This window comes from Acidobacteriota bacterium (genome assembly GCA_040752675.1).
Lineage (GTDB): Bacteria > Acidobacteriota > Polarisedimenticolia > JBFMGF01 > JBFMGF01 > JBFMGF01.
Genome location: JBFMGF010000012.1, coordinates 1 through 11642 on the forward strand (window position 1 = coordinate 1; position 11642 = coordinate 11642).

The 11642-nt window shown below is 49.3% G+C and carries 13 protein-coding genes; 8 read left to right on the forward strand and 5 right to left on the reverse strand.

Annotation, left to right across the window (positions count from 1 at the left end; all coding sequences use genetic code 11):
• Positions 1-173: 173 nt before the first annotated feature.
• Complete coding sequence (gene nth, locus AB1756_01675) at positions 174-821, reverse strand: endonuclease III (GenBank protein MEW5806053.1); 648 nt, start codon at positions 819-821, stop codon at positions 174-176.
• A 77-nt stretch (positions 822-898) separates the two neighbouring features.
• Positions 899-1975: a diguanylate cyclase gene (locus tag AB1756_01680; GenBank protein ID MEW5806054.1), complete on the reverse strand. Its 1077-nt coding sequence runs from the start codon at positions 1973-1975 to the stop codon at positions 899-901.
• Positions 1976-2132: 157 nt separating this feature from the next.
• On the opposite strand from AB1756_01680, the gene AB1756_01685 reads away from it, so the two are divergent.
• From AB1756_01685 to AB1756_01720, 8 genes are all read left to right on the forward strand, one after another.
• Entirely contained in the window at positions 2133-2492 is a 360-nt protein-coding gene (locus AB1756_01685) for a hypothetical protein (protein ID MEW5806055.1), read from the forward strand.
• A 255-nt stretch (positions 2493-2747) separates the two neighbouring features.
• Positions 2748-3383: a hypothetical protein gene (locus tag AB1756_01690; protein ID MEW5806056.1), complete on the forward strand. Its 636-nt coding sequence runs from the start codon at positions 2748-2750 to the stop codon at positions 3381-3383.
• Between the two features lie 233 nt (positions 3384-3616).
• Positions 3617-4201 (forward strand): DUF4382 domain-containing protein, encoded by a 585-nt coding sequence (locus AB1756_01695; protein MEW5806057.1) that lies wholly within the window; start codon positions 3617-3619, stop codon positions 4199-4201.
• Between the two features lie 118 nt (positions 4202-4319).
• Positions 4320-6056 (forward strand): carbon starvation CstA family protein, encoded by a 1737-nt coding sequence (locus tag AB1756_01700; GenBank protein MEW5806058.1) that lies wholly within the window; start codon positions 4320-4322, stop codon positions 6054-6056.
• 46 nt (positions 6057-6102) lie between these two features.
• Positions 6103-6612, forward strand: a complete 510-nt coding sequence (locus AB1756_01705) for a Fur family transcriptional regulator (GenBank protein MEW5806059.1) — start codon at positions 6103-6105, stop codon at positions 6610-6612.
• 158 nt (positions 6613-6770) lie between these two features.
• The gene (rd, locus tag AB1756_01710) at positions 6771-6935 is read left to right on the forward strand and encodes a rubredoxin (protein MEW5806060.1); all 165 of its coding nucleotides are present in this window, start codon (positions 6771-6773) and stop codon (positions 6933-6935) included.
• An 82-nt stretch (positions 6936-7017) separates the two neighbouring features.
• Positions 7018-7521 (forward strand): rubrerythrin family protein, encoded by a 504-nt coding sequence (locus AB1756_01715; GenBank protein ID MEW5806061.1) that lies wholly within the window; start codon positions 7018-7020, stop codon positions 7519-7521.
• Positions 7522-7572: 51 nt separating this feature from the next.
• Entirely contained in the window at positions 7573-7995 is a 423-nt protein-coding gene (locus AB1756_01720; protein ID MEW5806062.1) for a ferritin-like domain-containing protein, read from the forward strand.
• Between the two features lie 199 nt (positions 7996-8194).
• On the opposite strand, the gene AB1756_01725 is transcribed toward AB1756_01720, so the two are convergent.
• From AB1756_01725 to AB1756_01735, 3 genes are read right to left on the reverse strand one after another with little or no spacing between them, the layout of a single operon-like run.
• Positions 8195-10657 carry an MtrB/PioB family outer membrane beta-barrel protein gene (locus AB1756_01725; GenBank protein MEW5806063.1) on the reverse strand — a complete coding sequence of 821 codons (2463 nt, stop codon included), beginning with the start codon at positions 10655-10657 and terminating at the stop codon, positions 8195-8197.
• Positions 10658-10667: 10 nt separating this feature from the next.
• Positions 10668-11024, reverse strand: a complete 357-nt coding sequence (locus AB1756_01730) for a cytochrome c3 family protein (GenBank protein ID MEW5806064.1) — start codon at positions 11022-11024, stop codon at positions 10668-10670.
• Positions 11025-11035: 11 nt separating this feature from the next.
• A complete protein-coding gene (locus tag AB1756_01735) occupies positions 11036-11488 on the reverse strand; it encodes a cytochrome c3 family protein (protein MEW5806065.1) in 453 nt (150 codons plus the stop codon).
• Positions 11489-11642: the final 154 nt, after the last annotated feature.

Genomic DNA, 11642 nt, shown 5'->3' on the forward strand with positions numbered 1-11642 from the left:
AGGCAGTAAAGAAGATCTCGGTTGTTCCGACAACCGAGCTTGTCCAGGAACCCTTCTTCAAACCTTTGAAGGATGTTGTCATCAAGAAGATTACGATCTTCGAGAAGGAGAAGGAGAAGGAGAAGGAAGAGTAAGTAATAGCTTCCCTTTCCGGAGTCGGGTACTTCAATCCCCTATCTTGACGTCGTCACACCCAGTTTCCGACAGAGCTTCTCAATAAGACAGGCGCTGCAGAGCGGCGAAATAGGCTTGCATATCTCCTGGCCGTGCCTTACTAAAACATTGTTGAAGGGGATCCAGTATTGCATTGGCAGGATCTTCCTCAAGGCAGATTCCGTCTGGTGTGGAGTCTTCGTCCTGACGATTCCTATCCTGTTGGAGATCCTGTGTACATGAGTATCCACACATATCCCAGGCTTTCCATACCCGAGGCTGATGACCAGGTTTGCCGTTTTTCTGCCAACTCCTTTGAGCGTCAGGAGAGTCTCAAGGTCATCCGGGACCCTCGATCCATACTTCTCGACAAGCGTTTTGCTGATCTCGATTATCCTTTTCGCCTTGACGTTGTAAAAACCAACAGGATAGATGATCTGCACGATTCTGCGTTCCTTCAGCTTCATCATCTCATCGGGGGTGCGGGCTAATGCGAAGAGTCTCTCCGTGGCGGGCAAGGTAACTTCATCTTTCGTTCGAAGGCTCAGAAGGCAGGAGATCAGGATCCTGTAAGGATCTTTCCTATTCTTCCGGGAGAACCAGTCAGGGTCGTATCTCCTGATAAGAGTATCAACGATATGTTCAAAACCTGATTTTTTTCCGGACATTAATCTCTGAATGATCTTTCCGCAAGAAGCTTTTCCCTGTTATAAGGCGGCTTTAATCAACACCCAGCATGTTGTAACTACATTTCTCTTAAGCGCTTCTCGGCATATTCAAGGATGGACTTGATGGTCTTCCCCCTATTGAATTCCGAAATGACTATCTTCAATATCACGCCGGGGATATTCTTCGTTTTAAAGGAATCTTCTATTCTCACGGCAACCCTCGCAGCACCCTGCTCGGGTGTTTCTGCAAGGAGAATGGCGAACTCCCCTTCCCTCAGCTTGAAACCAAAGTCATCCGATTTCCTTATGCCTGCTTTTATCACTTCGGCCATTGCCGCATAGGCATCATCCGGCGATAAGTCAGATCCGTTTAATGTCTCCTGCTCGCACTTCAGATTGAAGAAGATCAGAGAAAAAGGCAATTTCTTTCTGTCGAATCGGTTCACCTCCTTGATCAACTGGAGGTAGAAATATCTCTTATTGAAGAGTCCTGATTGCGAGTCGATGGCCGAAAAATTATAGAGCTGATCGCCGAGGATGCTTATATCCTTCAGGAGGCTGTTAAAGATGACCGTTTTCATCCTTTTCTGATTGACCTCGGCAAGAAAGGAATCGGTCGTTCCGATGGGCGGCGGGAGTTCCACTTTCTTCTCGATGAGGATGGAATTCAGTATCGAAATGACAATGTTGATGATCTTCCGATCAAATGTTATGAACGCTTTATAGAGGTTCTTATCCTCTTCGAAGAGATCCTTTCTTATCTCCTTCGCAATCATCGCCGCATAATAATCGGTCCCGTTGATGACGAGAAAAACGTCTTTTGTATATCTCCCTTCGTCGAGTGGAACGGAAAACAGTCCTGGAACCGGACCAACTTCGGCATCTGGAACCCCGAAGAGGAAGAGTTTTCGCGCCGATTCAAGTATGGCCATGTAAATCTTTTCCTCTCTCGAAAACTGGCCCAGATACTGGATCCCCGCGAAGACGACAGGTTTCAACTGAAATCTTGTGATGACATTCAGCAGCTCCCTTCTCATCGTCGCTAGAGAGGAGAGGTTGCATTCTGAATACAGGTTAGCCTCAACGAACTTTTCCTTTTCGATGAATGAGACCACCTGATCAAAGAGTGAAATTTCCTGAATGTTCTCCACCATACATCACCCTTTTCTCAAAATGAAAAGACCAACCTTCGCCGGCTCTCAGCTTGCGTCCAAGGCTTTGATTTCCGTCAACTATAGAAGCCAATATTATACTAACCTGATGTCTATGTCCATATTGATAAAGCAGTTATGGATAGTATAATTTGAGGCTATGGGATTTGCAGCGAGCAGGAGAAAAGAATGGCTTACGGGTGGTGCACTGGCGATGATCGGTTTCCTCCTGTCGCCGGTGAGCTGGTGGAATGACGTGTTCATCAACATTCCTGTATCCTGGCTTCTTGCCAGTCTTATCAGCACGGTGATGCCGCTGAACTTCTCCTTTCTCATCATCTTTTGCTACTGGTTGACGAACTTTGCAGGAATCCTCCTGATGTACATAGGATCCAGGAAGGCGCTCAGCAAGAAGTTGAGCGTCAGAGAGATCTTCCTTTCGCTTGTAGCCGCGCTGGGATACACCTTTCTATTGATCCTGTTGATCTGGCTGGGAGTCATCAAGGAGATCAAATGGTGAGCTCCTCCTGCAGAAAGTTGAAAGAATTCGGGCTAATTTATTGGAATCTGCAAGAATACAGCAAAATTCGCGGGAAGCGTCGATAAGTATTGCAATTGTCTTCTGATGAATGTATAAAATGCATCACGCCAAGAGGATCTATATAGTTTTTGAGGGGCCTGCGTCATGAAAGAGGGAGAAATCAAGCTGGCGATTGAAGTTTTAAAGCATATGTTGTATGATTTGTGGACTAATTTTCAAATCCGGAGGTAGCGAATGAAGTTCTTGAGACTTATGGCAATCTCATTGCTCTCCTTGATCAGCTTAATTGTCATTTTGAGCTGTGAAAGTACTGATGATGTCGTTTCTACACATTCTTCACAGCTAGGCATGGCCTGGCAGGGCATCTCTTTTGGGGATTACAATCCAGCTAAAAGCTGTGAAGATCAGGTCTGCGCCTGTTTTACTTCTTTAAAGATCACCGTCTCTAAAGTGATGTTACAGAGAATTGACATCGACGGGACGGAACCTTTTGACCTCTATGGAGGAAAAAGTTATACATTTGATGCAAAGGTGAATGCGAATGGTAACTTCTTTACTATTCCCGATCTACCCATGACTCTTGACCCTGGAATTTACCAGTTGCAGTCAATCATGATCGATAAGGTTCAAGCAAGTCCTGACATCTCTGGAAATGGAAATCTGGGGCTTAACGATGCACCTCCGACGTCTGCCTATTTAAATTTGCAATTGGGAGCCTACTGTTCCGATACGTTGAACCTGCAGGAGGGATGGAGTAAAATTCTCAGGGCAGAATTCAGTTGCACAGAATCAATCCGCTACAATAAAAGCACGAAGAGATTTACTTTCTTCCCGATCATCTACATTCAAGAGCCTCATTGCGTATATTAATGGATTTTTGATTATTCTTGTCTGTTGTCCCCATCTAAATCTTCTCGATATCACGATAGGATGAGCATAATCGCAATGAAAGATTCTTTCCATTTGTTGAATCTGCGACATAAAAAAATGTAAATCTGTCATTGTTTTTGGCGATAGATGGAGATAATTTTTAATCTGTATGTTCCTAGATCGATTCGATGTTCTATGAACTGGATATAATCCAACTATTTGGAGGGAGAGCGATGAAAATTCTACGATTATCAGGCTACACCTTTTTTGCCTTCCTGCTTGGCTGCGCCTTGTTTTATCTGCCGGCCTGCAGTGATTCCGATAACAATATCTTCAAGGGATCTGGCCAATTAGAGATCGCAGTAACCGATGTGCCCATCGACTCGCTCTCATCGGTCCTAGTGACCATCTCAAGCATTACCGTAGCCAAAGAGAGCGACGGGATCTGGGTTGAAGAGAAACATACATTTGATCCACCCGTTACTGTAGATCTTCTTCAGTACAGGCATGCCATGCACCAGGAATTTACGCTTCCGGAAACGATAAGCCTCGAAGATGGAACCTACAAGCTCATTAGCGTCTATATCAGCCACGTCACGGTGATCAATTCCAATCAAGAGACCGTGCTGGATATGGACCTGACAGAAGAACAGGGAACCTATAATTTCGCAGATCACAATCAGACCATCATCTTCTCAGTTGTCGCCGGTCAGGTTACGACGCTGTTAATCGACATCGATTGCGAAAGCTCCGTCATTTACAACGGAGGTTATTCATTCACCCCAAATATGAGTGTGCTCGAAATCAGGATGAGATAAGGCCATAAGCTCGAAAATCGATCTAAAAAAAGCCAGAGCTTCTTGCTCTGGTTTTTTTATATGACACATGGATGGAGGTGTGCTAAATTTATTTGCCTGCATCTGAAAAAGGCATCGCATGAATGTCGCCATTCCTCTGTTATCGGCCTTTGTCGCATTTCTGATAGCCAGCCGTTACCATGTTCGATCCATCGCACGGCAGCTTGGCGTCGATGACTCTAAACCCACACCAGCCGTTTCCATCAACGACGGCAGAGACTACGTCCCAACGAGAGTTCATGTTCTCTTCGCTCACCACTTCAGTGCCATTGCCGGAGCAGGCCCCATCGTTGGACCGACGCTCGCCCTCCTCTACGGCGTTATTCCATCCTGGATGTGGATTGTCTTCGGTGGGATCTTCATCGGCGCCGTCCACGACTTCTCGGCCCTCTTCGCAAGCATAAGAGAAAACGGTAAATCAATGGCGGAGATCGCCAGGAAGTCGATGGGAAAAGGGGGATTCACTCTTTTCATACTTTTCACTCTTACGTTGATCGTTCTGGTCACGGCGGCATTCCTGAACCTAACGGCCGTTTCTCTTACTTCAAAATGGCCTTTGATGAAACTAGGCCTGCATTCGGGGCAGAAGCTCCTTCGAACTGAAGTCGAGAATGGCGTCGAGATGGGTGTCATCGGCGGCATTGCTTCAACATCCGTCATCATCATCACCCTTTTCTCTCCCATCCTCGGCTATCTCATCTACAAGAAAGGTATCCGAACCTTGATGGCATATATCCTGGCAGCCTGTGTCTGCGCTGCCTCGGTCTGCCTGGGAATCCTCTTTCCCGTCTCCCTCGATGCGAAGGTTTGGATGATCCTTCTTTCCATCTATGTGCTCTTCGCAGCAGCAGCACCTGTATGGTTCATCCTGCAACCGAGGGATTTCATAAACGTTCAGATCCTTTATCTGGGAGTTACCGTTCTTATCCTTGCCGTTTTCATTGGCGGACTCGCTGGAGTGAAGATCTCAGCGCCTGCTTTCAACAACGGTGAAGAGACCAGCCGTCTTGGAATGCTCTGGCCGATGCTCTTCATAACAATCGCCTGCGGGGCTATTTCGGGATTCCACTCCATGGTAGCCACTGGAACAACGGCCAAACAATGCGCCAGAGAGGAAGATATAAAAAAGCTCGGCTACAATGCCATGCTTCTGGAATCCCTCCTGGCAGTTGGCGTCGTTCTCGTCCTTGGCTCTTTCCTTTCATTTTCCGATTACAAAGCAATCGTCTGGCCCGACGACCCGTCCTTGAAGCCGAATCCTGTTCTTGCTTTCTCTCTTGCCATCGGCAATGCTCTGCACTCAGGATTCCATTTGCCGACGGCTTTAGGAGCAGTCTTTGGAATCCTGCTTGTCGAAGGTTTCGTCATCACGACGCTCGATGCCGCCATCAGGCTGAACAGATATCTGTTCGAAGAGCTCTGGGTCATCCTCTTTAAGAGCCCCGGTATCTTCCTGCGGTCGTTCTGGTTCAACTCGGGCCTTTCCGTTCTGTTCATGTGGGTGCTCGCACAGGGGAACACCGTCAACGCACTGTGGCCCATCTTCGGGACGGGAAACCAGCTCCTGGCAGCCCTTGCCCTTGCCGTGGTTTCCATATGGCTGATCAAGCAGGGAAGGAAAGCCTCTTTTGCCCTACTTCCCGCCCTTTTCATGCTCTTTACGACGATGGCATCCCTCGTAATACTATTCAGAGACTACTGGAAGCAGGAAAATTTCACACTCCTCTCGGCTGATATCGTTCTCTTCTTCCTTGCCGTCTCCGCGGTTTTTCTTGTCCTCAAAACGGCCCGCCTCTTGACAAATTCAAAAATATGATAATAATTATCATCTGATAATTTTTCTTATTTAAAGGCCAGCTGAGTTGCATCACAGCAGAAAGATCAGCCAGGCTAAAAAGAGGGAGAAGAAACTGGAAAATAAGATGAGCGAGAAGAGCCTGGAATGGTTCAGCAAGACTTGCAGGGAAAAGGGCTTGAGCGCTACCCATCAGAGACTCGCCATCTTCCTCGAACTGGCAAGGAGTGTGGACCACCCGACTGCCGATTCTCTTCACGCCAGGATCAGAAAAATCTATCCGACGATCTCTCTTGCCACGGTGTACAGGACACTCGAGACCCTTGAGAAGAGCGGCATCATCCAGCGGGTCAGCACTGCTGATTCCCTGCTCAGATACGACGCGGATAGCAGTCAACACAACCATTTTTATTGCGTATCCTGCCATCGGGTTGATGACGTACCTGATAGCGTGATCAACGGTTTTCACTTAAAAGAAAAGTCCATGAGAGATTGCATTATCACGGACTACAGCGTTATCTTCAGAGGCTTATGTCAGGAATGCTCCAGAAGAAAGAGACCACGAAGAGAGGCCTGAACATAAATCAAGAGGGTTACACATCAGTTATTAGAGGAGCTTCATTGGCTTTTTGGAACCTTTCGCAGAATTCTAAACTAATGCATCACACAAGTGGCAAGCGTCATGAGAAAAACATGCTTCTATCAGAAGCATCTTCTACAGGAAAGGAGGCCAATATGGAAAAATGGAAATGTACAGTCTGTGGTTATATCTATGATCCAGCAGAGGGCGATGATGAGGGAGGAATCCCTCCCGGCACTCCATTTGAGGAACTCCCTGATGACTGGATTTGCCCGGAATGCGGCGTCGGGAAGGACATGTTCGAGAAAATGGAGGGATGAGACGTCTCTTCGACCTTTTAAAAAATATGATTTCATTTTAATGCAGGATTTAAATTCATTTTATATTAAGGAGGTATGAAACATGAGGAAAATGACTGAACAGAATTTAAGGGCTGCTTTTGCGGGCGAGAGCCAGGCGCACATGAAGTATCTCATCTTTGCCGGGAAGGCAGAGAAGGAAGGGAACAGAAACGTGGGCCGCCTCTTTCGTGCCATAGCCTTTGCGGAACAGGTACACGCCACGAACCATCTCAAGGCTCTCGGAGAAGTCGGCTCCACGACAGAGAACCTTCAGACCGCCATCAACGGAGAGACCTACGAGGTTGATGAGATGTACCCTGTCTTTTACGAAACGGCAAAGTTCCAGGAGGAGAAGCTCGCCCAGAGAAGCACGAATTGGGCGCTTGAGGCGGAGAAGATCCATGCTGCCATGTATTCCAGAGCCAAACAATCCTTGGAAGAGGGAAAGGACTTAAGTCCTGTAAGCATCTATATTTGCGACGTTTGCGGGTATACAGTCGAAGGAACCGCGCCTGACAAATGCCCCCTTTGCAATGCCTCCATGGATCGATTCGTAAAATTTTAGTTGAAAAGGGCTCACTCCATGAAGATAATAAGGGAAAATCAGGAGGGTGATATGAGCAGACAAAAGATCATAGAGGCTTTGCAGAAAGACCTGAGTGATGAGATGGCCGCTATCATCCAGTACATGCAGCACCACTATGTCGCCGAGGGAATGGAGAGTCCATCCATCATCGAGATCTTCAAGAAGACCTCAATTGATGAGATGAAGCATGCTGAGATGCTGGCGGAACGGATCGTCTATCTCGGCGGAGAGCCAACCACAACGCTGTCGAGGGTTAAGAAGGGGGGCAATCTCAAGAAGATGATCAAGGATGACCTCGATAGCGAGAACGATGCCATCAAACAGTACAAGGAGCACATCAAGCTCTGCGGCGACCTCGGAGATTCTGTGACCAGGCTGATGCTTGAGAAGATCCTCACAGATGAAGAGGGGCATGCCGACACCTGGGAGACCATCCTCGGCATCAAAAAATAACTCTTCGGAGGGCGAATTCGAAAGACTCATTGAGCGATTCCGATTTCTCCCTCTCTTCAGAGACAAATTATTTCATCTTTTCTGAGTGCTCGCAGGGACAAATGAAAGGGGTACCCATTGTGGGTACCCCTTTTTATTGCTGCCGGGAGATCCCTCGACCCGGAATTTCAGGATGGTTTCTCCTGAGATATCTCTTCCCTTAGAATTTGATCTTCAGGAAGAGCTGGGCGATGTGAGCGGAGTAGTCGTTGTAACGCGAATCGAGGAAGAGGTAGCGGAGCGCATCGTCGCCGTACGAGACAAAATCGTTGCCGTAAGGAACAAGGACATCCCACTGAAAATCTTCCAGGTCGAACTTCTCGTAAAGGTAGCTGAACCCGAGCCCGTAGCGCGCCGAAAGCTTCTTCATCAAACGAAGTTCTCCTGTCGTCAGCTTCGATACCTGGTCTGGAAAATTGTACGCCTTGGCACTGAGCGAGTTGCTGTCGCCTGTCGCGATAGGATTCCACGCATCGTGTGAGACCTCCCCCTGTGTACGATTCAGGTTGGCATCCAGATAGAGACTGTCGGGGATGATAGTGATATGGCTTCCGACACCGTAAGCGGTTGACTTGTTCCCGATCTCCGTAAACCAGGTGTTGTTGAGATTGGCAAAGGTACCGTACTTTGTCTGGCCATGGACGAGGGTCTCCATCTCGCTGGATTCCATGTAGACGAAGAGATCGAGCCTCTTATCCGCCTGGAAGTACAGGGTGAAAGTGAACCCTTTGTCCTCCCCTTCCCGGAAGCCGAACGACTCCCCGGTGTTCGAATCCCAGGTTATGAGAGTGTCGGCATAATCATCCTCAACAGAGCGATAACCCAGGCCGATGGTCAGCTTTTCAACGGGCATGAGGTTGACCTGAACATCCATCTCCGTTCTGTCGCGCTCGAAGATGTCGTACTGGCGGACTCCCTGATGCTCGCCGGCGGCGAAGGTCGTGTAGGTCCCATCGAACTCACGCTTGGAAGTCTTGTAGGTCACCCTCGCATCCATCCACTCTGCCGGATTGGTGAAGAGAGTCGCTCCCATGGTGTCATCATCGGTCCCCTTTACGGCGCGAGTTCCGATATCCCGGACCGTGTCCGCATTCAAGTCTGTGTACTGATCATAATCCCAGGAACTCCTCTGGAAGAATAGCAGTGCGCCGAAGTACTTCCAGGGATGCAGAGAAGCCTCCAGAGCGGAAACCGTTTTCTGGAAATCCAGCGGACGGTGTTCAAGCGGTTGATTGTTGAACGTCGTTCCCCAGTACGATTCGACATACCGCACATATCCCTGCAGCATGAGGGGATCTTGAGTGCTGTCGTAATCATAGGTGCGGTACTTTGCCGTCAGTGTGAGCGGTTTCCAGGGCCTGGATGTGAGGACGAGATTCATGGCAGTAGTATCGACTTCTCCATCAAGGCTTTTCCGGGGAAGCAGGGCGGTCGTCGTCGGATCGTCCGTGGCATCAATGACAGTGTCCCCATTGATATCCGCAACACCGATGAGCGCCGTGTTGGTCGTCCAGGGCAGGAAATCATCGTCCTGGGTGATCGTCCCGCGCGACAGCGTGGCGGTGAACTGAGTCGACATCGGCAGGAAGACGCCGCCAGTGATGACGAGATTTCGAGAATCATTGTCCGGGTAAAGGTCCATGCGCCCCTCTTCAACCATGAAGCGGGGACTTCCCGGGCATCCCGGAGTCCCGCCCGAAGCGTTGCAGTCATTGAACCAGAAGGGATTATCATAGGTCAGCGTTGGGATGTTGTTCTCGAAATCAGAGACCTGGTAAGCCACCCCGGCAAAAAATCTCTTGTGCGTGAACTTCGCTCCGAATTCCAGCATGGTTGTCGTGTAGTCGATCGGCTCGGGGAGTTCGAGCCCCCGCACCGGATAGATGGAATCCGTGCCGACACCGTCCGGATCGGCTATTCCTGTCGTACGAAGATAGGTTCCGGACCCCAGGGGGCGGTATCCGTTTCGCTTCTCCCGAACGGCGTTCAGATTGAAGCTCCAGTGGGCAACAGGAGTCCACCTCAGGCCGAATCTCCCCTCGTTGCGCTGGATACCAAAGGTCTGAAAACCAGTTGAACTGACGAAATCATCGACGACAGCCGGCAGGGTGGCGGTATCGCCCCAGACACCGTCCCCGTCCGGATCCTGGAACCGCATCTGCGCCTCGTCAGCAATTCGGTATGTCCCCGGGCTCACGGAATTCAACAGGAACTTGGCACCGTTAGTAAACTTATGCGGGGTTCTGGTCCAGTCGATGTCAATATCCAGTTTTCCAAAAACCCCAAATCGAGTGGCGATCTTTTCATCTTTCTGGAGAACATCCTTTCCCGTGAACTGGAAATAGGATTCTCCAAGCCACCCTTCTTTTCTGGAGAGCGTCCAGCTCAGATAATTGAGAACAAGCCCTTCCGGGATATCGCGATACTCATCATATTTGGCGCTGCGGTTCTCATCGGCATCGATATCTGTCTGTTGAACTCCAGTGACGACTGCTGCTTTGTCGTCTTTTCCCCCTTCCTCCGCCCATGCGGCTGGTGCCGTGGCGGCGATTACCATAAGAGTCATTCCCATGGCAAACAGGAGGAAGAGATTTCTTTTGCTTGAATCGAATATTCTTCTCATGGTTTCCTCCTTATCTCTGCAGGACTTTGCCTGAGGGATGGTTGCTGCCATGGATCTGAGAATGGCAGTTGACACAGGACCGGTTGATATTCCACATGCGGCCCGCATCGCCGGCGACGGTCTGATGATGTCCGAAGAGATGGCAGGACTGACAGAGCCTGGGCGCCGGAGTCGAGAGAAGTTTCGTGTTGTTGGAGCCATGGGGTGTGTGGCAGGTCATGCAGTTTTCGCGGACAGGGATGTGCTCGAACAGGAATGGCCCGCGCTTCTCCATGTGGCATTCGTAGCACTTGTCGTTCACCGAGAGAGCAGCAACGGCACTTTCCTCCGGTGAGCCATGCGGATTGTGGCAGGACAAACAGGTCATCTGCCCGTCCCTCAGCGGATGTGAAGACGCTGGTAGAGGCTCTTCCGAACATCCGTATGGCAGGCAAGGCAAAGGTCGTTCACCTTGTGTTTCTTCAAGGCGTTATCGGATGACCAGCCTTGATGAAGCTCATGGCAGGATGTGCATGATACGTTGAAACTCTCATGCGTCGTCCCCCGCCAGTAAACCGCCTCATCCCCAGCATGACAATTCAGGCAGAGATCATTCCCTTCTCGCACGTCCATTTTTTTCGGATTCTTGATCCTGGCCTTGTCCCCCTCGCTTTCCGCATGCTCCTTTCCTGGCCCGTGGCATGATTCGCATAGCACACTTTCACCAGCATCGTGTGTCAGTCCTTTGCCATGTCTTGTGCCGGCATACTTCTTCACGACATCCTCATGGCAGGTCGCACACGTTTCGTTCCCGGCGATGGCTTCTGCGCTGGGAGGCTGTGCAAGAACCACGGACAGGACGAAGAACAGCGGAAGGCATCCTACGTTCGACAGTAATAGGCATACTTTAGCATAAAATTGAAGCTAAGTGCTTGATATTCCTACATTGGGCTCCTTCAAATCATCCAAATTCATAGGCACACGATTTTTAATTTTTCTCTTGATT